Source organism: Cellulosimicrobium sp. Marseille-Q8652 (genome assembly GCF_965112045.1).
On record NZ_CBCOPS010000001.1, the window covers coordinates 937,342 to 961,335 of the forward strand.

Consider the following 23,994-nt stretch of genomic DNA (forward strand, 5'->3'; position numbering starts at 1 on the left):
GTGGCGGTCAGCCGACGGGCGCGGTGACACCGGTCCGGGCGGTGCTGTGCTCGGCGGGCGACGCTCCCGCCGCCCGTCGGGACGGGTGCACGAGCGCGAGGTGGTCGCGCAGCGTCGAGCCCTCGTACTCGGTCCGGAACGAGCCGCGCTCCTGGAGCAGCGGCACGACCCGGTCGAGGACGTCGTCGAGACCCGTCGGGGTGAGGTGCGGCACGAGGATGAAGCCGTCGGACGCGTCCTCCTGGACGTGGCGGTCGATGTCGTCGGCGACCTGCTGCGCCGTCCCGACGAACCCGCCGCGCGACGTCACCTGGATCACGAGCTCGCGGATCGACCACCCGTTCGCCGCGGCCTGCTCGCGCCACGCGGCCGCGACCGTGCGCGGGTCCTTGACGTGGCGCACGCGCCCGCGCGTGATGGAGACGTTCTCGACGTCGGGCTCGACGTCGGGCAACGGCCCCTCCGGGTCGTACGCCTCGAGGTCGCGCCCCCACACCTGCTCGAGGAACGCGATCGCCGTCGGGCCCGACACCTGCTGGAGCCGGATCTCCCGCGCGCGCTCCTCGGCGTCGGCCGGCGTGTCCCCGACCACGACGACCGTCGCCGGCAGGATCTTCAGCTCGTCCCGGTCCCGCCCGTGCGCGGCGAGGCGGCCCTTGACGTCCTCGTAGAACGCGCGGCCCGCGTCGAACGTCGAGTGCGCGGAGAACACGACGTCGGCGGTCGCGGCGGCGAATTCGCGCCCGTCGCCCGAGTCGCCGGCCTGGAACAGCACGGGGTGGCCCTGGGGACCTCGCGGCGTCGGGAAGAGGCCGACGACGTCCGCGTACGAGCCGTGGTGCGCGACCGGCCGCACGGCACCGGGGCGCAGGAAGTCGCCCGAGAGGCGGTCGGCGAGGACGGCGTCGTCGTCCCACGAGTCCCACAGCGCGCGGGCCACCTCGACGACCTCGGCGGCGCGCGCGTACCGCTCGGGGTACGGCAGGTAGCCGCCGCGGCGGAAGTTCGCACCCGTGAACGCGTCGGGGCTCGTCACGAGGTTCCACGCCGCTCGACCCTCGGACAGGACGTCGAGCGTCGCGAACTGGCGCGCGAGCTCCCACGGCTCGTTGAAGGTCGTGTTGATCGTCCCGGCGAGGCCGAGGCGGTCCGTCACCGCGGCGAGCGCGGCGAGGACGGGCAGGGTGTCGGGCCGCCCGACCACGTCGAGGTCGTGGATCCGGCCCTTGTGCTCGCGCAGGCGCAGACCCTCGGCGAGGAAGAAGAAGTCGAGCCTCGCCTCCTCGGCACGGCGCGCGAGGTGCTCGAACGACGCGAAGTCGATCTGACTGCCGGACCGCGGGTCGCTCCAGACGGTGGTGTTGTTGACGCCCGGGAAGTGGGCGCCGAGGTGGATCTGCTTGCGGGGTCGGGTGCTCATGCCGTGCTCCTGTCTCGTCCGGGCCGCTGTCAGGCGATGGCCGCGTAGCGGTTCGCGGGACGCGCGAGCCCGAGCGTGTCCCGGAGCGTCGTGCCGGGGTACTCGGTGCGGAACAGGCCGGCGCCCTGCAGGAGCGGCACGACGCGGTCCACGACCGCGTCGAGGTCGGTGCTGAGCGACGACGGACGCAGGAGGAAGCCGTCGGCGGCGCCCGCGACGGACCAGCCCTCGACCGTCGCGGCGAGGTCGCGCGCGGTGCCGACGTGGGTGAGGGAGTCGGTGTCCCAGCTCACGCCCTCGAGGTCCTCGAGCAGGTCGAGGCGCGCCTGCGCGCTGGCGCGGTCGGCGCCGATGACCACGTAGGCGTCGACGAGGACGCGCAGGTCGTCGGGGTGGCGGCCGGCGTCGGACGCGGCGCTGCGCAGCTGCTCGCGCACCGCGACGGCCTCGTCGCGGGTGGTCGCCCGCACCCGGGCGACGTCGGCCCGGCGGGCCGCGAGGTCCGCGGACGCGGGCGAGGTCACGCGCACGACGACGGGCGGCTGGCCCTGCGGCGGGCGCGGCGTGATCGACGGGCCCTTGACGGCGAAGCGGATGCCCTCGTGGTCGACATGATGGAGCTTCTCCCGGTCGACGAAGCGTCCCGTCGAGACGTCCCGGATCTCGGCGTCGTCCTCCCAGGAGTCCCAGAGCCGCGTGACGGCCTCGACGACCTCGTCCGCCTCGGCGACGGCGTCCGGCTCGTCCTGCGGGTCCTTGCGCCCGAACGCGGCGGCCTCGGCGGGCGTCGTCGACCAGCCCACCTGCCACCCGGCCCGGCCGTTGCTCACGTGGTCGATCGTCGCGAGGGCCTTGGAGACGTGGAACGGCTCGGTGTGCGTCGTCGTGACGGTCGGGACGAGGCCGATGCCCGCGCTGCGCGGGGCGAGGCGCGACGCGACGAGCGCGGCGTCGAGGCGCCCACGGACGCCACCGCGGCCGGGCTGGAGGGAGAACGCGTCGTCGAGCGTGACGAGGTCGAGCAGCCCGCGCTCGGCGGTGGCGACGAGCTCGACGAGGCGCTTGGCGTCGAAGGGCCGCTGCGCCTGGGAGCCGGTCGTGCGCCACGCGGCAGGGTGGGCGCCCGCGTCGGTGAGGTCGACGCCGAGGTGGACGGGACGGGGACGGGAGGTCGTGCCGGGCATGGGTCATCCGTTCTCGAGGCGCGCGGGGGTGCGCGGCGTTCCGGGAGAGGGCAGGGGTCAGCGCGCCGTGAGTCGTCACGGGGGCGGGGAGAGGTCCGGGACGGACCGGGGACGGGCCGGTCCCGTCGGTGGCGTCGTCGGCGTGGCGACGCCGTCAGCCGGTTAGCGACAACAGCGGAGCAGGAGGGTTCCTCGTGACCGCTCGCCGAGGTGGCCGGCGACGGGTCGACGGGTCGAGGCGCGGTGCGCCGCGCCGCTCGACGGTGCGAGGTCCATCGTCCTTCTCCTTCGTGCCCGTCGCCGGGCGCCGCGTCGTTGTCGCGGACCGCGCCGGCGGGCGGGGTCGCGCGACCTGGTCCTCACCCGGGGCACCCCACCGCGCGGAGGGTTGCCGTCCGACGAGCCGGGGCTTGACGTCGGAGCTCTTGACCATGTCGTCACCGGGACCGTCGTGGCCTCGGTGAGCGGGAACTTACGAGGGGCCCCGAGGGGAGTCAACGCGGGACGCCCGACTTCCCACATACTGGACCATTGTTGTCGACTTTAGCGCTGCACGGCCGTATTTTGCACCGAGTGCAACGATGCATCTAGTGTAGGGAGGTGCTCGCCGACCCTCCCACGCACGACCGCCGCGCCGCGCTGCGACGACGCCACCGGGGCGCCATCGTCGACGCCGCCGCCGCGCTCCTCGAGGAACGGGACGGCTCCCGGTTCACGGTCGACGAGCTCGCCGCGCGGGCCGACGTCGCCCGCCGGACGGTCTTCAACCACTTCTCCTCGGTGGACGACGTCGTGGCCGAGGTCGGCGCGCGCGTGCTCGGCACGGTCGCCGACGACTTCGGCGCCAGCGCCACGGCACCCCGGGACGACGACCGCGACGGCTCGCTCTTCGACGAGCTCGCCGCGGTCCTGCGGGCGACCGACCTCGTCGCACCGATGGCCTACCTGACGCGCGTGCTCGGCAGCGAGGGCTGCGCCGAGCCGTCGCCGCGCGTCACGACGATGGTCGCGCGCACGTTCACCGACCTCAGCGAGAGGCTCGTCGAGGGCCTCTCGCGACGGCATCCCGAGGCCGACCTGCTCGACGTGCAGCTCCTCGTCGCGTCCTTCATGAGCGGCATCATGGTCATCCACCGCCACTGGTGGCAGGCCACGGGCGCCACGGACGACGCCGCGTCCCGCGAGGTCTGGACCGGGCTGCTGGACCACCTCGTCGAACGCGCCCGGCACGGGCACGCCGCGCCGTCGGGCCGCTCCGCCTGACGCACCCGCACGACCTCACGACCTCACGACCTCACGACCGACCTCGGCGAACGCCTCCGCACCGTCCTGACCGCTCCCTCACGAAGGACCCTCATGGCTGAAATCCTCTACCGGCTCGGACGCGCGTGCGCGCGCCGGGCGCGGACCGTCCTCGCGGCCTGGCTCGCGGTGCTCGTCCTCGCGGGGGCGGCGTTCGCCGCGTTCGGGGGCACGCTCGCGAGCAGCTTCTCGATCCCCGGCACCCCGACCTCCGAGGTCACGGAGCGCCTGCAGTCCGAGCTCCCCGAGGCCTCGGGAGGCAGCGGCACGATCGTCTTCCAGACCGAGGACGGCTCGGCGTTCACCGCCGAGCAGGAGGCGGAGATCGGCGACCGCATCGCGACGGCGGGCGAGGTCGACGGCGTCGAGACCGTGATCGACCCGTTCGCGACGCAGTCCGAGCTCGCCGACCAGGCCGCGCAGGTCGAGGACGGCCGCACGCAGATCGCCGACGGGCGGGAGCAGATCGAGGCCGGGCGCACCCAGCTCGCCGACGGCCAGGAGCAGCTCGACGCCGCGCGCGCGCAGCTCGACGCCGGGCAGGCGCAGCTCGACGAGGCCCGCGCACAGGCCGAGGCCGCGGGCATCGCCGACCAGGCGGCGCCCCAGCTGGACGCCCAGCAGGCCGAGCTCGACGCCGGGCGTGCCGAGCTCGACGCGCAGGCCGCGACGATCGAGGAGCAGCAGGCCGCGCTCGAGGAGCAGAGCACGCAGCTCGAGGAGCAGGCCGCCGAGCTCGAGCTCTCGGCCCCGCTGCTCGAGATGGCGTCGGACATCCGCATGGTCTCCGAGGACGGCAGCGCCGCGGTCGCGAGCGTCTCCTTCACCGAGGCCCAGATGAGCATCGAGCAGTCGACCAAGGACGACCTCGTGGCCGTCTTCGCCGACGACCCGGTCGACGGCGTGCAGACCGACTTCTCGTCCGACATCGCCGCCGGCGTCCCGGAGGTCTTCGGCGTGGGCGAGGCGATCGGTCTCGTCGTCGCGGCGGTCGTGCTCGTGATCATGCTCGGCACGCTCGTGGGCGCCGGGCTGCCGCTCGTCACGGCCCTGATCGGCGTCGGCATCGGCGCGCTCACCGCGATGTCGCTGTCCGGCGTCGTCGAGATGTCGTCCGTGACCCCCGTGCTCGGCCTCATGCTCGGTCTCGCCGTCGGGATCGACTACTCGCTGTTCATCATCAACAGGCACCGGCGCCAGCTCAAGCAGGGCGACGAGGTGCTCGAGTCGATCGCCCTCGCCAACGGCACCTCCGGCAACGCAGTCGTGTTCGCGGGGGCCACGGTCCTCATCGCGCTGCTCGCGCTCAACGTCACGGGCATCCCGTTCCTCGGGCTCATGGGCACGGTCGGCGCGCTGTGCGTCGCGATCGCGGTCCTCATCGCGGTGACCCTCACGCCCGCGCTGCTGTCCATGATCGGTACGCGCATCCTCAGCAAGCGCGAGCGGGCGCGGCTCGCCGGGGCGAGCACGGCGACCGGCGAGGCCGCGCCCGCCGCACCGACGAAGCCCGTGCGGCCCATGTCGACGCCGCGCGCCCTCGCGACGGTGGTGCTCAGCATCGCCGCCGTCGCCGTGATCGCGCTCCCGGCGCTCGACCTGCGCACCAACCTGCCCGACGGCTCGTCCGAGGCCCACGACTCCACGCAGTACCGGGCCTACTCGACCGTCGCCGAGAAGTTCGGCGAGGGCACGAACGGACCGCTCCTCGTGGTCGCCGACCTCCCGGGCACGCCCACGGAGGAGGAGGCGCTCGAGTACCAGGTGCGGGTCGCCGAGGAGCTCTTCGCGCAGGACGACGTCGTCGCCGTCGCCCCGATCGGCACGTCGGAGGACCGCACGGTCGCCGCGTTCCAGGTCGTCCCCGCCGAGGGCCCGACGAGCGAGTCGACGGAGGAGCTCGTGCACAGCCTGCGCGACGTCGAGCTGCTCGAGGGCGACGTCACGATCGGCGTCGCAGGGTCCGCGAGCGGGAACATCGACATCTCCGACAAGCTCGCGCAGGCGCTGCCGATCTACCTCGCGGTCGTCGTGGGGCTGTCGCTGATCATCCTCGTGCTCGTGTTCCGGTCGATCTTCGTCCCGGTGGTCGCGACGCTCGGGTTCATCCTGTCGTACTTCGCCGCGCTCGGCGGGGTCGTCGCGATCTACCAGTGGGGCTGGCTGGCCGGGGTCTTCGGGGTCGAGACGCCGGGTCCGGTGCTCAACTTCCTGCCCACGCTGCTCGTCGGCATCCTCTTCGGCCTCGCGATGGACTACCAGCTGTTCCTCGGCTCGGGGATGCGCGAGGCGTACGCCCACGGGGCGCCGGCGCGGATCGCCGTCGTGCAGGGCGTGCGCGCCGGGCGATCCGTCGTGACCGCCGCCGCGATCATCATGATCTCGGTCTTCGGCGGGTTCGTGTTCTCGCACAGCGCGATGATCCGGCCCATCGGCTTCGCGCTCGCGTTCGGCGTGCTCGTCGACGCGTTCCTGGTCCGCATGCTGCTGGTCCCGGCGCTCATGCACCTCGCCGGCGACAAGGCGTGGTGGCTGCCGCGCTGGCTCGACAGGATCCTGCCGGACGTCGACGTCGAGGGCGCCGCGCTCGAGCGCCGGCACCCGCACGAGCACGGTGCCGCCGTGGCGGCCGGGCCGGAGGCGCAGGCCTCGGGCGACGCCACCGAGCCGGAGCCCGCGAAGGGCTGACGCAGCCGGGGTCCGGCACGTCACGGGACGGCAAGGCTCGCGGGACGGTCACGGCTGAGGGACGTGGACCGTCGCGAGGATCGCGCGGTGGTCGCTGTCGGTGATCTGCACCGAGCGGACGTCGGTCACGACGTTCTCCCGGTCCGTCACCACGTGGTCGAGGTCGAGCAGCGCGGGCGTGCCGAGCCGCGCCGACCACGACAGGTTGAGACCCCGGCCCGCGCTGCGCGTCGCGTCGTGGAAGCGGTCGCCGAGCAGGCTCCGGAACGACGCGTGGTCGTAGGTGGCGTTGAAGTCGCCGACGAGCACCTGCGGCAGCGGGTCGTCCTCGACGCGCGCGGTGAGCCGCAGCAGCTCGGCCTTCCACTGGTGCGTGATCTCGGGCAGGGGCGGCACGGGGTGGACGGCCGTGACCCGTACCGGGCGCCCGTCGACCTCGACCGTCGCCGCGGGCATCGCGAACGTCGAGAAGTCCGTCGTGTCGACGTCGTCCAGCGGCAGCGCGCTCCACAGCCCGCTGCCCGGCGAGCCGGTCCCGACCTTCGCGTCCACGTGGTGCGGCAGCACGTCGTCGATGCCCGCGGCGACGAGCCGGTCGCGGAAGTCCGTCGTCAGCTCGACGACGGCGAGGACCTGCACGTCCTCGGCACGGACCAGCTCGACGACCTGCTCCGCGTCGGCCTGCCCGAACCACGCGTTGACGCCCAGCACGCGCAGCGGGGCCGCCCCGGCGGCAGGTGCCGGCTGGTCGGGGACGAAGAACGGCACGAGCCAGATCGCGTGCCCGACGACGCACGCCGCGACGAGCACGGTGAGCAGTCGTCGCCGCGCGACCACCACGACGACGAGGAGCAGCACGGCGAGCGCCGCGACCCACGGCGTCATGCCCACGAGCTGGGCGAACGGCGTCGCGGCGTCGAACGGGACCAGCCGCACGAGCGTCATGGCGGCCACGACGACCGTCAGGGACACGAGGACCGCCCCGAGCACCGGGCCGCCGGGGCGACGGGGCGTCGTGACGCGCGGCCGGTTCGTCGCCGAGGTCCGCCGCCGAGGCCGCGAGGCACTTCCGGCCGTCCTGCCGCGCGGGGTGCGCGCCGGGCTCGCGGCCCGCGGGACGCGGGCCGTGCCCGCCGCCCGCGGGGTGCTCGACGTCCGGGACGCTCCCGTCGCCCGCGGCCTGCGCTGCCCTGTCATGGCACGGGACTCTGGCACCCGGGGCGTCGGGACGCGACGGACGGCACGACGTCGGACCCCGACCTCCACGAAACCCGCGCAGTCGACGCGACGACCGCCGAACCGTGCGGGGCGCACGACGACGCCCCGGCCGCCGACATGCGTGCGGCGACCGGGGCTGTGCCCCGACGGCGGGGCGTCGTCAGCCGAAGATGCGCGGCAGCGTCTCGCGGAACGCGGCGTCCGCCTCGGCCAGCGCGATCGTGAACAGGCCGTCGACCTCGAGCGCCTCGCCCGAGTCGGACGCGACCGACGGCTCGGTGCCCGTCTCGCCGATCTTCACGACGGGCACGCCGCGCGCGACGCACGCGTCGATCAGCTGAGCCTCTTCGCTGCCCCCGTTCGTCTGAGGAACGGCCACGAGCGCGCGCGCCGTCGACTCCGAGAACAGCGCCTCGAACGGCGTCACGCCGTCTCGCTCGGTGATCCCCGCGAGCGACACGGTCGCCCCGACGCCGAACCGCAGCGACGCCTCGAGCAGGGCCTGGGCGAGCCCGCCCTCGGACAGGTCGTGCGCGGCGGAGACGAGGTCGTCGCGGCTCGCGTTGACGAGGACGCCGGCGAGCGCCTTCTCGGCCGCGAGGTCGACGCGCGGGGGGACGCCGCCGAGGTGGCCGTGCTCGACGTCGGCCCAGGCCGACCCGTCGAGCTCTCCGCGCGTGGTGCCCAGCAGGTAGATGCTCTCGCCGGCCTCGCGCCAGCCCGACGGCGTGGCGTGCGCGACGTCGTCCAGCACGCCGAGGACGCCGACGACCGGGGTGGGGTGGATCGAGGAGTCGATCTGGCCGGGCTCGCCCGTGCCGTTGTAGAGCGAGACGTTGCCGCCGGTCACCGGGACGCCGAGCTCGCGGCACGCGTCCGCGAGGCCCTCGATCGCCTCGACGAGCTGCCACATCGAGTCCGGGTCCTCGGGCGAGCCGAAGTTGAGGCAGTCCGTCACCGCGAGCGGGCGGGCGCCCGTCGTCGCGACGTTGCGGTACGCCTCCGCGAGGGCGAGCTGCGCGCCCGTGCGCGGGTCGAGCTTGCCGTAGCGGCCGTTCGCGTCGGTCGCGAGCGCGACACCGAGACCCGTGGACTCGTCGACCCGGACCACGCCGGAGTCGTCGGGCTGCGCGAGCGCGGTGTTGCCCTGGACGAACCGGTCGTACTGGTCCGTCACCCACTCCTTCGACGCGAGGTTCGGCGAGGTCAGCAGGCGCAGCGCGGTGGCGCGCAGCTCGTCGCCGCTCTCCGGGCGCGCGAGCGCGTCGGCCTCGACGGTGCGGGCGTTGAGCCCGTCCTGCCACGACGGGCGCGCGTACGGGCGGTGGTACACCGGGCCCTCGTGCGCGACCGTCCTCGGGTCCACGTCCACGATCCGCTGCCCGTGGTGGTCGATCGTCAGGCGGCCGGAGCCGTTGACCTCGCCGATGACGGCGGTCTCGACGTCCCACTTGCCCGTGATCGCGAGGAACGCGTCGAGCTTGTCGGGCGCGACGACCGCCATCATGCGCTCCTGCGACTCCGACATGAGGATCTCGCCCGCGTTGAGCGTCGGGTCGCGCAGCAGGACGTCGTCGAGCCACACGTGCATGCCGCCGTCGCCGTTGGAGGCGAGCTCCGACGTCGCGCACGAGATGCCCGCGGCGCCGAGGTCCTGGATGCCCTCGACGACCTTCGCCGCGTACAGCTCGAGGCAGCACTCGATGAGGACCTTCTCCATGAACGGGTCGCCCACCTGGACGCTCGGGCGCTTCGCGGGGACGCCGTCCTCGAACGTCTCGGACGCGAGGATCGACGCGCCGCCGATGCCGTCGCCACCGGTGCGCGCACCGAACAGGATGACCTTGTTGCCCGTGCCGGACGCGTTGGCGAGGTGGATGTCCTCGTGGCGCAGCACGCCGAGGCACAGCGCGTTGACGAGCGGGTTGCCCTGGTAGGAGCCGTCGAACACGAGCTCGCCGCCGATGTTCGGCAGGCCGAGCGAGTTGCCGTAGCCGCCGACGCCGCTCACGACGCCGTGCACGACGCGCGCCGTGTCCGGGTGGTCGACGGCGCCGAAGCGGAGCTGGTCCATGACGGCGACGGGGCGCGCACCCATCGAGATGATGTCGCGCACGATGCCGCCGACGCCCGTCGCGGCGCCCTGGTAGGGCTCGACGAACGACGGGTGGTTGTGCGACTCGACCTTGAACGTCACTGCCCAGCCGTCGCCGATGTCGACGACACCCGCGTTCTCGCCGATGCCGACGAGCAGGTGCTTCTTCATCTCGTCCGTCGTGGCCGTGCCGAACTTCGACAGGTGCACCTTGGAGGACTTGTAGGAGCAGTGCTCGGACCACATGACGGAGTACATCGCGAGCTCCGCGGCCGTGGGGCGGCGCCCCAGGATGTCGCGGATGCGCTGGTACTCGTCGGGCTTGAGGCCGAGCTCGGCGTACGGCTGGACCTCGTCGGGGGTCTCGGCGGCGCGCTCGACGGTGTCCAACGTCTGTGCGGCGTCGGGACGCGAGGCGGGGCGTGCAGAAGCCTGGGATGCGGGGGCGGTCATCGGTTCCCTCGGGTGGGCGCTGGCGGGGAGCGCACGACGGCGCGCGCCCAGTCTACCGGCGGGCCACCACGCCGTCGGCGCGGCCGGTCCGCGAGACCCGCCGCGAGCACGGGCCGGGGGAACCGTCGCTCGACGGGCGCCGCTCGTCGTGTAGTCTCACGACATACCGCGCGGTCGGTACGTACCCGGGACGACGACGTCAGGAGGTCGAGCGATGGAGATCGTCGGCGCCGTGCTGGAACGGACGGGTGCCCCGGTGCCCTTCGCCACGTCGCGCCCGCTGCGCGTGACCGCGCTCGAGCTGGACCCGCCCGGCCCGGGCGAGCTCCTCGTGCGCATCGAGGCCGCGGGGCTCTGCCACTCCGACCTGTCCGTCGTGGACGGCAACCGCCCGCGGCCCGTGCCGATGCTGCTCGGCCACGAGGCGGCGGGCGTCGTCGAGGAGACCGGGCCCGAGGTCGTCGACGTCCGGCCCGGCGACCGCGTCGTCATGACGTTCCTCCCGCGCTGCGGCGCGTGCCCCGAGTGCGCGACCGACGGGCGCCTGCCGTGCCGCGCCGGGAGCGCCGCGAACGCCGCCGGCACGCTCGTCGGCGGCGCGCGGCGCCTGCACCGCGACGGCGCGGACGTCCACCACCACCTCGGGGTCTCCGCCTTCGCGACGCACGCCGTCGTGAGCCGCACGTCCGTCGTCCCGTTGGACGACGACGTGCCGCCCGACGTCGCGGCCCTCCTGGGCTGCGCGGTGCTCACCGGGGGTGGGGCGGTCCTCAACGCGGGACGACCGCGACCGGGTGAGCCGGTGCTCGTCGTCGGGCTGGGCGGCGTCGGCATGGCCGCGCTGCTCGTGGCGCGCGCGCTGGGCCACGACGTGATCGGCGTCGACGCGGTCGAGGACAAGCTCGCGACGGCGCGCGCGCTCGGTGCGGCGGCCGTGCACACGCCCGCGTCCCTGGCCGAGGCCGAGGTTCGGGCGCCCGTCGTCGTCGAGGCCGCGGGCAGCGCCCGCGCGTTCGAGACCGCGTTCGCCGCGACCGCGCCCGGAGGCACGACCGTGACCGTGGGCCTGCCCGGCCCGGACGCCCGGTCGTCGGTCTCCGCGCTGACGCTCACCGCCGAGGCGCGCACCGTCGTCGGGAGCTACCTCGGCTCGGCCGTGCCCGCGCGCGACATCCCCCGCTACGTGCAGCTCTGGCGCGACGGCGTGCTCCCGCTGGAGCGCCTCGTGTCCGCGCACGTGGCCCTCGACGACCTCTGCTCCGCGATGGACCGCCTGGCGACCGGCGCGGAGCTGCGCCAGCTCGTCCGACCGAACGAAAGGACACCGTGATGACCGAGACCACCACCGACCGGAGCGCCGGCCGGCCGGCCCGCACCGCGATCGTCACCGGCGGCGCGCGCGGCATCGGCGCCGCGATCGCCCGGCGCCTCGCCGCCGACGGCCTGCACGTCGCCGTCGTGGACCTGCGCGAGGAGCAGGCCGCCGAGACCGCGAAGCGCGTCGAGGACGACGGCGGACGGGCCGTCGCGGTCGGCGCCGACGTCGCGGACGCCACGGCCGTCGAGGCCGCGGTCGCTCGCGTCGTGGACGAGCTGGGCGCGCCCACCGTCCTGGTGAACAACGCCGGCATCCTGCGCGACAACCTGCTGTTCAAGATGTCCGACGACGACTGGGACGCGGTCCTCGGCGTCCACCTGCGCGGCGCGTTCCTCATGAGCCGGGCCGTGCAGCGGCACCAGGTCGAGGCGCGCTGGGGCCGCGTGGTGAACCTGTCCAGCACGTCCGCGCTCGGCAACCGGGGGCAGGCGAACTACGCCGCCGCGAAGGCCGGGATGCAGGGGTTCACCAAGACGCTCGCGATCGAGCTCGGCCCGTTCGGGGTGACGGCGAACGCGATCGCCCCCGGGTTCGTCGCCACGGACATGGTCCGCGAGACGGCCGCGCGCGTCGGGATGGGGTTCGAGGAGTTCTGCGAGCTCGCCGCCCAGGAGATCCCGGTGCGGCGCGTCGGGCAGCCCGAGGACATCGCGGCGCTCGCGTCGTTCCTGTGCTCGGAGGAGGCCGGGTTCGTCTCGGGCCAGGTCGTCTACGCGGCGGGAGGTCCGCGCGCATGAGCACCGCGTCCACCGGCCCGACGCCGGTCCCACTGACCCCGCAGACCACGCAGACCCCGCAGGCCGGCACCGTGATCCGGGTCGCCTCGGTCGCGGACCTACCGTCCGCCGTCGGCCGCTCGGCCACGTCCGAGCGGTGGGTCGTGGTCGACCAGGCGCGCATCGACGCGTTCGCGGACGTCACGGAGGACCACCAGTGGATCCACGTCGACCCGGAGCGCGCGGCGGCCGGCCCGTTCGGCGCGCCCGTGGCGCACGGGTACCTCACGCTCTCGCTCCTGCCGGTCCTCACCGCGGGCCTGCTCGACATGGGCGGCGTCGCGATGCACGTGAACTACGGTCTCGACTCCGTCCGCTTCCTCACCCCGGTCCGCGCCGGGTCGCGCGTGCGCGCGACGTCGACCGTCACGGGGGTGGACGACTCCCCGCGCGGGGCCCGCGTCCGCATCCGCGTGAGCGTCGAGGTCGAGGGTGCGGACAAGCCCGCGCTCGTCGCGGACACGGTCGTCCTCGTCGTCCCGGCCTGACCGGCCCAACGCACGCGCCGAAATACGCTGCGGACAGCCCGCCGGGAGATTCTCGGTGTCCGCAGCCTTGGGTACGGTCGCCCCCATGAGCAAGGGGAAGGCGTCGAACAGGCCGAACGTCGCCGCGAGTCAGCAGCACTTGCCGTTCGACGTCGTCATCGTTCAGGCGCCAGACGGCACCGTGCCGATGGAGGTGTACCTGGAGTCGATCCCCCCGCAGGTCGCCGCACGTATCGTCACTACGGCTGAAGCCGTGGCACGCGCCCCCATACCGGTTCGCCGGAGGCGGGCGGTGGGAGGTCATGCACGGCGACATGACCGGGTGGTACGAGATCCGGGTGCGGTTCGGCTCGATGCACTACCGCGTGTTCTGCCTGCTCGACCAGCAGGCGAAGGGCCGGGGTCCGTTGCTTGTCATGGTCGACGGGCGCACCAAGCCAAACGCGACACTGTTGCCCGACCGTGAGTACACCCGGGTGCGTGAGCTCGGCGAGTTCTACCTCGACACTCAGCCCCGTCCGATCGCGTGACCGGACAGGGCTGAGCGAGCGTGCTCGGCGCAACTAGGCGACGGCGTGCTCGATGTTCTCGCGCAGCTCGGCGAGCTCACGCTGCTCGTCCTCGCTCATCGGGACCAGGGAGATCTTCAAGCCCAGGGCCGCGGCGATCTCCGCAACGGTGCCCAACGAGGGGTTGCGCTGGGAGGACGTCAGAAGCCGCCGTACGACCGAGGGGTCGGCGCCGATGGTGCGCGCGATCTCGGCTTTGGACATTCCTGCTTCCTCGCGCGCCTCGTCAAGGGAGTTGATGAGGTCGTCGATCGCACGCACACGCACGGTCTCGATCGCGTACTCGCGCGCGTACGCGGGATCCTGCATGGAACGGCTGTGGAAGTCTGCGAGACGGCCGGTCAGAGCCATGGGTGGTCACCTCCTGGGGTGACGACGAAGAGACGGTTCGACGTGTAGCGATGTTGACGTTGATGTTGACGGCTGTGTCTACGCGAGCGTTGCATGTGTGCCACGCTCAGGTCAACCTGAACGCGTTGGAGCCGCACTGTGTTCCTCGACGCTGCGCCACCCGTCCGAGGAGACGTGCGTCAGATGCACGAAACCTGGTGTGATCAGCGCAGCAGCGACACGACTCCGCCTGGCGCACGGGCCACCAAGGCGACCCGACAGCATCGTGGCTTGCGGAAACGTGAACTTCGCCTAGAGGTGCGAGCGCCCACCTCGGACGCGACGCACTCTTCGTGGAATCGATAACGACCGTTGCGTCTGGTTCGCTGAGGCCCCGCCACGGGGTGCTACGGGGCGCGCCTCCACCGCCCCCTCGGCGGGCCGGGCTCAGACGCGCTCGAGCACCATCGCCATGCCCTGCCCGCCGCCGACGCACATCGTCTCCAGCCCGTAGCGACCGCCGGCCTCGGCGAGACCGTGGACCAGCGTGGAGGTGATGCGCGCCCCCGTCATGCCGAACGGGTGCCCGACGGCGATCGCGCCGCCGTGGACGTTGAGGCGCTCGACGTCGACGCCCAGCTCCTTCGCGCTCGGCAGCACCTGCGCCGCGAACGCCTCGTTGATCTCCACCAGGTCGACGTCGTCGATCGTCAGCCGGGCGCGCTCGAGCGCCTGGCGGCTCGCCTCGACGGGGCCGAGGCCCATGATCTCGGGCGACAGCCCGCTCACCCCGGTCGAGGCGATGCGGGCGAGCGGCTGGAGCCCGAGCTCGTCGACCACGCGGCTGCTCACCACGACGACCGCCGCGGCCCCGTCGTTGAGCGGGCAGCAGTTGCCCGCCGTCACGGTCCCGTCGGGGCGGAACACCGGGTCCAGCCCCGCGAGCGACTCGACGGTCACGCCCGGGCGAGGGCCGTCGTCGGCCGTCACGCGCGTGCCGTCCGGGAGGGTGACGGGGGTGATGTCGCGCGACCAGAACCCGCTCGCGATGGCCGCCTGCGCGCGCTGCTGGCTCAGCGCGGCGTACTCGTCCTGCTCGCGGCGCGACGTGCCGGTGAGCTGGGCGACGTTCTCCGCCGTCTGGCCCATCGCGACGTACACGTCGGGGAGGTCGCCGGCGAGGCGCGGGTCGGCCCACGGCTCGGCGCCCGCCTCGGCACGGCGTGCGGTGCGCGCGACGGCGGTCGCGAACCGGGGGTTGGTGAGGTCCTCCCCCGGGATGTGGTCGGCCGTGCCCCGCGCGGTGCTGCTCACGGACTCCACGCCCGCCGAGACGAACACGTCGCCCTCGCCCGCGCGGATCGCGTGGAACGCCATGCGCGTGGTCTGCAGGCTCGACGAGCAGTACCGGTTGACGGTGGTCCCGGGGACGCCGTCGAGGCCGAGGAGCACGGCGACGACCCGGGCCATGTTCATGCCCTGCTCCCCGCCCGGCTGCCCGCACCCGAGCAGCAGGTCCTCGACCCGGCCGGGGTCGAGCGTGGGCACCTGCGCGAGGGCGGCCCGGACCATCTCGGCGGCGAGGTCGTCCGGGCGCACCCCCCGCAGCGACCCCTTGAACGCGCGCCCGATGGGCGAGCGGGCGACGGCGACGACGTAGGCCTCCTGCACGGTGGCCTCCTCTCGGTGGCGGATCGGTGGTGGTGGTCGGTCTAGACGAAGGCCTGGACGCCCGTGATCGCGCGGCCGACGATGAGCGTGTTCATGTCCCGCGTGCCCTCGTAGGTGTAGACGGCCTCGGCGTCGGCGAAGTAGCGCGCGACGCCGTGGTCGAGCTGGATCCCGTTGCCGCCGAGGACCTCGCGGCAGCGCGCGACGGTGGCCCGCATGCGCGTGGTCGCGAACGACTTGGCGAGCGCGGCGTGCTCGTCGCGCTGGCGGCCCTGCTCGGCGAGCACCGAGAGCTGGCGGCACAGCGCGATGCTCGCCGTGATGTCGGCGAGCGACTCCGCGAGCTTGTCCTGCACGAGCTGGAACGACCCGAGCGGGCGCCCGAACTGCTCGCGCGCCGCGACGTAGGCGACGGCCGCCTCGTACGCGCCGACGGCGAGCCCGACCGCCTGCCACGCGACCTCCGCGCGCGTGGGCCGCAGGACCGCCGCCACGTCCCGGAACGACGAGACGCGCTGCAGTCGGTCCTCCTCGGCGACCTCGACGCCGTCGAGCTCGATGTCGGCGTTCTGCACGGTGCGCAGCGCCTGCTTGCGCTCGATCTTCGTCACGGTCAGGCCGGGCGTGCCCGTGCGGACGAGGAAGCCCTTGACCTGGTCGTCGGCGACGTCCTTCGCCCACACGACGATCACGTCGGCGAACGTCGCGTTGCCGATCCAGCGCTTGGCCCCGCGCAGGGTCCACGTGTCGCCGTGGCGCTCGGCCGTCGTGCGCAGGCCGCGCGCGGTGTCCGACCCGGAGTACGGCTCCGTGAGCCCGAACGCGCCCATCAGCTCGCCGCGGCCCATCGGCGGGAGCCACCGCTCGCGCTGCTCGGGCGACCCGCCGCCGGCGATCGCGGTCATCGTGAGGCCGGTCTGGACGCCCACGAACGTCGCGATCGACGGGTCGACCCGCGCGAGCTCGAGCGCGACCCAGCCGCGGTAGAGCATCCCGTTCTCGAACCGCGCCGTCTCGGGCAGGTGCGCGCCGAACAGACCGAGGTCGGCGAGCCCGGGGACCAGGTGGTGGGGGAACTCGGCGCGGTCCCAGCAGTCGTCCGCGATCGGGCGCACCTCGCGCTCGAGGAACTCGCGGATGCGCAGGACCCGGTCCTGCTCGTCGGGCGCGAGCTCGGTCTGCACCCCGTAGAAGTCGCTCGCGAGCGTCGTGGGCGGGACCACGGTGGTCGTGGACATGCGTGCCTCCGGTGGATCGTCGGTGATCTCCTCGCGGCCAGTGTGCATCAAAATCCAAAATGTTGCACGCATCGGTCGACGCGGCGGTAGAGTGCCCGGCATGGCAGGTGACGACGACGCGCCCGGCACGACGGCAGGTGGGACCGCGGCAACGACAGCCCCGGCCCCCGGCGTGCCCCGCGCCGACGGCCGGCTCGGGCACGTCGGGACGGCCGCCGCGCCGTCGTGGCTGTCGGAGCGGCTCGTCTCGGGGACGCACGCCGACACGGTCACGGCGTTCCGGCGCGCGCGCGAGACGTTCATCGCGGGCGAGCGGATCGACATGGGTCGGCTCGCGACGTCGCTCGGCGTGGACCGCACGAGCCTGTTCCGGTGGGTCGGCAACCGCGACGCGCTGCTCTCCGAGGTGCTGTGGTCCCTCGCCGTCCCCACGCTCGAGCAGGCCGACGACGCGGCCGCCGGGCTGCGCGGGGCCGAGCGCGTCGCGTCCGTGCTCACGACGTTCGTCCGCGACCTCATCACGGCCGGGTACTTCCGCACGTTCCTGCAGCGCGAGCCCGCCCGCGCCCTGCGCCTGCTGACCACCAAGGAGAGCCAGATCCAGCGGCGCTACGTCGCCGAGGTCGAGGCGCTCGTCGACGCCGAGCTCGCGCCGCGGCCCCTCGGTCGCGACGTCGCCCCGCGCGAGCTGGCCTACCTGCTCGTCCGCATCAGCGAGTCGTTCACGTACGCCGACCTCATCGCGGGCGACGTGCCCAGCGCGGCGCGCGCGCAGACCGCCTTCGAGCTCGTGCTGCACCTCGACCGACCCGACCCCGCCACGTCGTGACGCCCGCCCCGCCGATCTACGGCCACCGCTCGCCGTTCCCCACGCGATGGAACGACGACGACGTGTACGGCCACGTGAACAACACCGTCTACTACGAGGCGATGGACACCGCGATCAACACGTGGCTCGTGCGCGTCGCGGGCCTGGACCGCCTGGCCGGCCCCGTGATCGGGCTGTGCGTGAGCAGCTCGTGCGAGTACCGCGCGTCGGCGTCGTTCCCCGATCCGCTCGAGGTGGGCCTGCGGGCCGGGCGGCTCGGGACGTCGAGCGTCACCTGGGAGCTGGGCATCCTGCACGCGGGCGAGGACGTGCCGATCGCCGCGGGCCGGTTCGTGCACGTCTTCGTGGACCGCGAGACGCGTCGCCCGACCCCCGTCCCGGCGGGCATCCGGGCCGCGATCGAGCGCGACCTCCTCGTCGACACGGCGTGAGTTGAGTCCTGGGTATCTGTCGTGACTGCGCGACCACGACACATGCCCAGCACTCAGCAGTCAACCGGAACGCCGCCATACCGACCGCGCGGTATGATCGTCCGGTGCCGGTCGATCCGGCATCCCGACGACGCGCGACGCAGCGCGGAGAGGTGGTCGACGATGACCCGTCCGACGGCGAGCCCGCCCGGGCTCGACGTGCACCGGCTCGACCAGTGGTTGCGCCGGACGCACCCCGAGCTCGCCACGCAGGACCCGCTGTCCGCGAGCGTGATCGCCGGGGGCCGCAGCAACCTCACGTACCGCGTCGAGGGCGCAGCCGTCCCGCTCGTGCTGCGCCGGCCGCCGCTGGGCCACGTCCTCTCCACGGCGCACGACATGGCGCGCGAGCACCGCGTGATCGCGGCGCTCGCGGGCACGCCCGTGCCGGTACCGCGCGTCGTCGACCTCGTCGACGACCACGACGGCGCCGCCGGGACCGGGACGCCGTTCTTCCTCATGGAGCACGTCGCCGGCGAGGTGCTCGCCGACCCCGCCCAGAACGCCGCGTACACCGCCGCCGAGCTGCGGGCCCTCTCGCTCGAGCTCGCCGAGACCCTGGCCGAGCTGCACCGCGTGGACCCGGCCGCCGTCGGGCTCGCCGACTTCGGCCGACCGGACGGCTACCTGGAGCGCCAGCTGCGCCGGTGGGCCACGCAGCTCGACGCATCGCGCTCGCGCGACGTCCCCGCCCTCGACGCGCTCGGCGCGCTCCTGCGCGAGCACGTCCCGGCGCAGCAGTCCGCGGGGATCGTCCACGGCGACTTCCGGCTCGACAACGCCATCGTGAGCCGCGGCGTCGGGGCGCGGGTCGGCGGGGCCACCGTCGGGGTGCCGGACGGGGTGGCCGACGGGGTCCCGCACGTGGCGGCGATCCTCGACTGGGAGATGGCGACCCTCGGGGACCCGACCGTCGACCTCGGGATGCTCGGGCTCTACTGGGACATCGGCGCGCTCGGCGAGGCCGCCGCGGGCGTCGCCACGAGCGCCGTCGACCCTGGTGCCGGGTACCCCGCGTTCGACGAGCTCGTCGACGCGTACGAGGCCCGCCGCGGGCGGCGCGTCCCCGAGCTCTCCTGGTACCGCGCGTTCGGCGCCTACAAGCTCGGCGTCATCCTCGAGGGCGTCCACTACCGCTTCCGGGCGGGCGACACGGTGGGAGACGGCTTCGACGTGATCGGCGACCTCGTCGAGCCGCTCGCCGACGAAGGGCTCGCGCGCCTCGCGGGCGCACGGAGGGGATGAGCATGGACTTCGAGCACGACGCCACGACGCGCGACGTCGTCGACCGCGCCCAGGCGTTCCTCGACGAGCGGGTGCTCCCGGCCGAGCCCGTCCTCACCCGCCAGGTCGAGGCGACGCCCGACGACTGGTCGTTCCGGCCGGTCGTGCGCGAGCTGCAGGCCGAGGCGCGCGAGCGCGGCCTGTGGAACCTCTTCCTGCCAGGACCGGACGGCGGCGGCCTCACGACGCTCCAGTACGCCCCGGTCGCCGAACTCTCCGGCCGCAGCCCGCGGCTCGCGCCCGTCGCGATGAACTGCGCCGCGCCGGACACCGGCAACATGGAGCTCCTGCACGACTTCGGCACTTCCGAGCAGAAGGAGCGGTGGCTCGCCCCGCTCCTGCGCGGCGAGATCCGCTCGGCCTTCTGCATGACCGAGCCCGACGTCGCGTCCTCGGACGCGAGCCAGATCGCCACGCGGATCCGGCGAGACAGCGACCACTACGTGATCACCGGACGCAAGTGGTGGTCCACCGGGGCGATGAACCCCGACGCGACGATCCTCGTGGTCATGGGCGCGACCGACCCGGAGGCGGATCGGCACAGGCGGCAGAGCATGATCCTCGTGCCGCGCGACACCCCGGGCGTGCGGGTCGTGCGCCCGCTGACCGTGTTCGGCTACGACGACCGGGAGCACGGCGGGCACGCCGAGATCGTGCTCGACGACGTCCGCGTCCCCGCGACGCATCTCGTCGCCGGGGAGGGCGACGGCTTCCGGATCGCCCAGGCGCGCCTGGGCCCTGGGCGCGTGCACCACTGCATGCGCGCACTCGGCATGGCGGGACGGGCGCTCGACCTCGTGCGCGAGCGCGCGACGTCGCGCACCGCGTTCGGACGGACCCTCGCCCAGCAGGGTGTGATCCGGGAGTGGGTCGCGGAGTCGCGCGTCCAGCTCGAGGCGCTGCGCCTGCTCGTGCTCAAGACGGCGTGGCTCATGGACACGGTCGGCAACCGCGCGGCGATGCGCGAGATCCAGGCCATCAAGATCGCCGTGCCGCGCGCCGTGCAGCAGATCCTCGACCGCGCGATCCAGGTGTTCGGCGCGGCCGGTCTCTCCGGCGACCAGCCGCTCGCCGAGATGTTCGCCGCCGCGCGCGCGATGCGGCTCGCCGACGGGCCCGACGAGGTCCACCTCGCCGCGCTCGGCCGGGCCGAGCTCGCCACCCCCGCACCGCCGACGCCGCCCGGGCGCCGGTGACCGTCGCACAACCCGACCCTCCACCCAGCACCGAAGGGACCTCGACCGATGACCGCTCCTGGTGACCTCGACCTCTCCCCCGCCACCGCTCCGGGTGCCGTGCCCGTCTCGGCGGACGACCCGTCGTCGGGCACCGCACCCGACCCCGTGCTCACGGGCCCCGGCTTCGGCACGCTGTCCATCGCCGCGATCCTCGCGGAGACGGCGCACCGCAGGCCCGACGCCACCGCGTTCCTCGTCGGCGACGCGTCCGTGACCTACGGAGACCTGTGGGCGCAGACCCGCGCGTACGCGGGCGCGCTGCTCGCGCGCGGCGTCCGGCCGGGCGACCGCGTCGCGATGCTCGTGCCGAACGTGCCCGACTTCGCGCGCGTCTACTACGCCGCGCTGTCGATCGGCGCCGTCGTGGTGCCGATCCACCTGCTGTTCAAGGCGGCGGAGATCGAGTTCGTGCTGCGCGACGCCGGGGCGAGCCTCCTCGTCGCCGGCGCGCCGTTCCTCGGGGAGGCGGGACCGGCCGCCGCCGCGGCGGGGATCCCCACCGTGACCGTGCTCGTGCCCGACGCGCTGCGCGACCAGGTCCCGTTCCCCCGCCTCGAGGACGAGGCGGCGCAGGCCGAGCCCGTCCGCACGTACGCGTCGGTCAACCCGCTCGCCGCCGCGACGATCCTCTACACCAGCGGGACGACGGGGCGCCCCAAGGGCGCGGTCGGCCCGCACCTCGCGATGATCGAGCAGGTGCACGTCGCGCTGATCGACACGTTCGACCTGCGGTCCGACGACGTCGTGTTCGGCGGCCTGCCGTTCTTCCACACGTTCGGTCAGATGGCGGTGCTCAACATCGCGTTCCGCAAGGGCGCGGCGATCGTGCTGCTGCCCAAGTTCGACCCGGACGAGGCGCTCGCCCTGCTGGTGCGGCACCGCGCGACCGTGTTCACGGCCGTCCCGACGATGTTCGTCGGCATGGTCCAGGCCGCCGAGCGCACGAGCGACCGGCCGCCGCTGCGCTACGCCGTGTCGGGCGGCGCGGCGCTCCCCGTGCCCCTGCTCGAGGCGTTCTCACGCACGTTCGGCGCCGAGGTCCACGAGGGCTACGGGCTCACCGAGACGTCCCCCACCGCCGCGTTCAACCCCGTCGGCGAGCCGATCCGGCCCGGGACGGTCGGGCGCCCGCTCTGGGGCGTCGACGTCGAGATCGCCGACGCGGACGTCGACGACCGGGTCGAGCTGCTCGCGGCGGGCGAGCTCGGCGAGATCGTCGTCCGCGGCCACAACCTGTTCAAGGGCTACCTGGGCAACCCCGAGGCCAACGCGCAGACCGTCGTCGACGGCTGGTTCCGCACGGGCGACCTCGGCACCAAGGACGCCGACGACATCGTGACCATCGTCGACCGCAAGAAGGACATGATCGTCCGCAACGGGTACAACGTGTACCCGAGCGAGGTCGAGGACGTCATGACCGGCCACCCCGCCGTCGCCCAGGCCGCCGTGTTCGGGCTCGCGGACGACACCCACGGCCAGGAGGTCCACGCCGCCGTCGTGCTCATGCCGGGCCGCAGCGCCGACGCCGCGGAGATCGTCGCGTTCACCAAGGAGCGCGTCGCCGCGTACAAGTACCCGCGTCACGTGCACCTCGTCGAGACGCTGCCGCTCGGCGGTTCGGGCAAGGTGCTCAAGCGCGAGCTCGTGGCCTCGTTCGAGGCGGCCCGCTCCCCCGAGGGGGCGTGACCGGGATGCCGCGATCGGCCGGTTGAATGTCGTCGGCCACGAGAACGTCCTCGCCCGAAGACGCGAGAGCGCGACCCAGCGCCTTCCGACGTACGCGCGCCAGAAGATCTCCGCCGGTGGCTGCGGTGACCCTGGCACACGTACGTTCACTGCGACGACTGTCGCAAAAACCCTGGTGGCTGTTCCGCGCCAGCGAGGGTTGTCGGACATGAGTTCTGCGACAACTTTTCGTCGGCGTGTCGCGATGGTCAGCCCGGTGTACGACAAACAGTCGGTTCTGCATCGCAGCAGAACCTCGTCGAGAGAATCATGGTGTTCGCAAAGTTTGGGTGATTGGTCGGAGGCAAGTGCTCCCAGGATGGGCGGGTCGCTGCAAGACTCACACGCATGGAGCGCGAGGCCGACTGGTCGGTCGCAGCGGACGCCTTGTCTGAGCGGCAGGTTGACGGCCACATGCCAGCGCTGAACAGGGACTTGATGAGGTACCGAATGCCTCCAAGAGCCGAGTTCCGCGCGCGCAACGCACGCAGGACCACCGGAACTTTGGTGGCGGTCATCGGCCTTCTCCTCGTCGCGGCACCCGCGCTGCTCGCTTTACTCCTCGGACTCGATTCCAGCAGCGACACGTGCGAGGACGCCTTCGGAGGCCCGTGCGACGGAGCACCACAGTATTTCGCCGCGACGGTGGGCCTGCTTGCAGCTCCCGTGCTTCTGGGGCTCGCGGTTGCACGCCCTCGGCGCGTACGTGCGTGGGTCGTCGCGACCGTCGGCGTCGCGCTCATGCTCTTCGTCGCCCTGCTGCTCGCGACCTGACGCACCTCGCTCCCCACGCTGTCCGGACAGCCAAGCCTGGGCCCTCATGCCGGCCAACGTCCTGGCTGGCGCCTCCTGGGTCACAACCCTCCGTTAGTCGGGCGTCGCAGAACCGTCCTTCGCGACGCCCGATTAACGGTGGCGGTCTCAACCCACCAACGCACCACTGGTTCGTAGGTCGAGCCCATTTCGCCCGTTTAGCTTCGACTTATGTCCGGAGCCCGTGACGCGAGGAGCGCGAGTATCCCGACGACTGAGCTGACGAGGACGACGACTCTGGCGCTGGTCCACCGGGGTGCTAGGACTCCGTCGAGGGTTCCTCGGGAGTGGACGGCCAGCGCGATGAGCATGGTCGTGAGCGTGGCGAGAAAGAGGAACGACCAGGCGCGGGAGACAGCGGGGTCGTCGAACGCCCCGTGTGTCATCAAGAGGAGCCCGAATTCGTTCGAGCTCGTCGTTGGTCGTCGCAGCGAGGCACCCGGGCGTGTCCGGGGAGACTCAAGAGCGCCTCGGTCGGGTGCGTCGGAACTTGCCTCGCTGGCGGACGTCGGCGGTGGAAGGCTGTCGCTATGGATCAGGTGTACGTGTACGCGGTGGAGGATGAGCGTGCGAGTTCCTGGACGGCCGAGCTCGCGGTCCTGGCGGAGAGCCCTGCCAGCGCCTTCCGGATTCTTCGCGACGCTGGTCTGAGGAAGGCGCAATTCCAAGGTTCCACGCGGCCGTCTCGTGCGATGTCTCCGGCCGAGTTCGGAGATGTGGCGTTCGGGTCGCGTGGGATCGCGCGCCGGGCACTCGAAGACGGTGGTTGGGAGCCCTGGGTTCCCGTCGCCGCCGGGTTCACCCTCAACTGGCGCGATACCGGAT

19 protein-coding genes and 1 riboswitch are annotated in these 23,994 nt (G+C 73.3%); of the genes, 12 read left to right on the forward strand and 7 right to left on the reverse strand.

Features of this window, described 5'->3' with window-relative positions; all coding sequences use genetic code 11:
* Positions 1-7: 7 nt before the first annotated feature.
* The gene (locus tag ACWPWV_RS04110; RefSeq protein WP_454041683.1) at positions 8-1,420 is read right to left on the reverse strand and encodes an NtaA/DmoA family FMN-dependent monooxygenase; all 1,413 of its coding nucleotides are present in this window, start codon (positions 1,418-1,420) and stop codon (positions 8-10) included.
* 29 nt (positions 1,421-1,449) lie between these two features.
* Entirely contained in the window at positions 1,450-2,604 is a 1,155-nt protein-coding gene (locus ACWPWV_RS04115; protein WP_454041684.1) for an LLM class flavin-dependent oxidoreductase, read from the reverse strand.
* A 340-nt stretch (positions 2,605-2,944) separates the two neighbouring features.
* A riboswitch (SAM riboswitch) is annotated at positions 2,945-3,035 on the reverse strand.
* A gap of 169 nt (positions 3,036-3,204) precedes the next feature.
* On the opposite strand from ACWPWV_RS04115, the gene ACWPWV_RS04120 reads away from it, so the two are divergent.
* Together ACWPWV_RS04120 and ACWPWV_RS04125 are read left to right on the forward strand one after the other, a co-directional pair.
* A complete protein-coding gene (locus tag ACWPWV_RS04120; protein WP_454041685.1) occupies positions 3,205-3,867 on the forward strand; it encodes a TetR/AcrR family transcriptional regulator in 663 nt (220 codons plus the stop codon).
* A gap of 93 nt (positions 3,868-3,960) precedes the next feature.
* Entirely contained in the window at positions 3,961-6,594 is a 2,634-nt protein-coding gene (locus tag ACWPWV_RS04125; RefSeq protein ID WP_454041686.1) for an MMPL family transporter, read from the forward strand.
* 48 nt (positions 6,595-6,642) lie between these two features.
* Here the strand turns inward: ACWPWV_RS04125 and ACWPWV_RS04130 are convergent, their stop codons facing one another.
* A complete protein-coding gene (locus ACWPWV_RS04130; RefSeq protein ID WP_454041687.1) occupies positions 6,643-7,566 on the reverse strand; it encodes an endonuclease/exonuclease/phosphatase family protein in 924 nt (307 codons plus the stop codon).
* Between the two features lie 406 nt (positions 7,567-7,972).
* Complete coding sequence (gene purL, locus ACWPWV_RS04135) at positions 7,973-10,360, reverse strand: phosphoribosylformylglycinamidine synthase subunit PurL (protein WP_454041688.1); 2,388 nt, start codon at positions 10,358-10,360, stop codon at positions 7,973-7,975.
* A 214-nt stretch (positions 10,361-10,574) separates the two neighbouring features.
* Between purL and ACWPWV_RS04140 the strand changes: the two genes are divergently transcribed.
* From ACWPWV_RS04140 to ACWPWV_RS04155, 4 genes are all read left to right on the forward strand, one after another.
* Positions 10,575-11,690: an alcohol dehydrogenase catalytic domain-containing protein gene (locus ACWPWV_RS04140; protein WP_454041689.1), complete on the forward strand. Its 1,116-nt coding sequence runs from the start codon at positions 10,575-10,577 to the stop codon at positions 11,688-11,690.
* Positions 11,690-12,475, forward strand: coding sequence for a 3-oxoacyl-ACP reductase FabG (fabG, locus tag ACWPWV_RS04145; protein ID WP_454041690.1), 786 nt, complete (start codon positions 11,690-11,692; stop codon positions 12,473-12,475). Before ACWPWV_RS04140 ends, fabG begins: the two co-directional genes overlap by 1 nt.
* Positions 12,472-13,002, forward strand: coding sequence for a MaoC family dehydratase (locus ACWPWV_RS04150; protein WP_454041691.1), 531 nt, complete (start codon positions 12,472-12,474; stop codon positions 13,000-13,002). Before fabG ends, ACWPWV_RS04150 begins: the two co-directional genes overlap by 4 nt.
* Before the next feature lie 302 nt (positions 13,003-13,304).
* Positions 13,305-13,532: a hypothetical protein gene (locus ACWPWV_RS04155; protein WP_454041692.1), complete on the forward strand. Its 228-nt coding sequence runs from the start codon at positions 13,305-13,307 to the stop codon at positions 13,530-13,532.
* A gap of 33 nt (positions 13,533-13,565) precedes the next feature.
* Here ACWPWV_RS04155 and ACWPWV_RS04160 read toward each other — a convergent pair whose 3' ends face one another.
* The 3 genes from ACWPWV_RS04160 to ACWPWV_RS04170 form a co-directional block, all read right to left on the reverse strand.
* Positions 13,566-13,922 carry a helix-turn-helix domain-containing protein gene (locus ACWPWV_RS04160; RefSeq protein ID WP_454041693.1) on the reverse strand — a complete coding sequence of 119 codons (357 nt, stop codon included), beginning with the start codon at positions 13,920-13,922 and terminating at the stop codon, positions 13,566-13,568.
* Positions 13,923-14,348: 426 nt separating this feature from the next.
* Positions 14,349-15,572 (reverse strand): acetyl-CoA C-acetyltransferase, encoded by a 1,224-nt coding sequence (locus tag ACWPWV_RS04165; protein ID WP_454041694.1) that lies wholly within the window; start codon positions 15,570-15,572, stop codon positions 14,349-14,351.
* 41 nt (positions 15,573-15,613) lie between these two features.
* The gene (locus ACWPWV_RS04170) at positions 15,614-16,810 is read right to left on the reverse strand and encodes an acyl-CoA dehydrogenase family protein (RefSeq protein ID WP_454041695.1); all 1,197 of its coding nucleotides are present in this window, start codon (positions 16,808-16,810) and stop codon (positions 15,614-15,616) included.
* Between the two features lie 100 nt (positions 16,811-16,910).
* Between ACWPWV_RS04170 and ACWPWV_RS04175 the strand changes: the two genes are divergently transcribed.
* From ACWPWV_RS04175 to ACWPWV_RS04200, 6 genes are all read left to right on the forward strand, one after another.
* Complete coding sequence (locus ACWPWV_RS04175; RefSeq protein ID WP_454041696.1) at positions 16,911-17,639, forward strand: QsdR family transcriptional regulator; 729 nt, start codon at positions 16,911-16,913, stop codon at positions 17,637-17,639.
* Positions 17,636-18,070, forward strand: a complete 435-nt coding sequence (locus ACWPWV_RS04180) for an acyl-CoA thioesterase (protein ID WP_454041697.1) — start codon at positions 17,636-17,638, stop codon at positions 18,068-18,070. Before ACWPWV_RS04175 ends, ACWPWV_RS04180 begins: the two co-directional genes overlap by 4 nt.
* Positions 18,071-18,232: 162 nt before the next feature.
* A complete protein-coding gene (locus ACWPWV_RS04185) occupies positions 18,233-19,354 on the forward strand; it encodes a phosphotransferase family protein (RefSeq protein WP_454041698.1) in 1,122 nt (373 codons plus the stop codon).
* A 2-nt stretch (positions 19,355-19,356) separates the two neighbouring features.
* Complete coding sequence (locus ACWPWV_RS04190; protein WP_454042807.1) at positions 19,357-20,589, forward strand: acyl-CoA dehydrogenase family protein; 1,233 nt, start codon at positions 19,357-19,359, stop codon at positions 20,587-20,589.
* 48 nt (positions 20,590-20,637) lie between these two features.
* Positions 20,638-22,317 carry a long-chain-fatty-acid--CoA ligase gene (locus ACWPWV_RS04195; RefSeq protein WP_454041699.1) on the forward strand — a complete coding sequence of 560 codons (1,680 nt, stop codon included), beginning with the start codon at positions 20,638-20,640 and terminating at the stop codon, positions 22,315-22,317.
* A gap of 387 nt (positions 22,318-22,704) precedes the next feature.
* Complete coding sequence (locus ACWPWV_RS04200) at positions 22,705-23,130, forward strand: hypothetical protein (protein ID WP_454041700.1); 426 nt, start codon at positions 22,705-22,707, stop codon at positions 23,128-23,130.
* Positions 23,131-23,994: the final 864 nt, after the last annotated feature.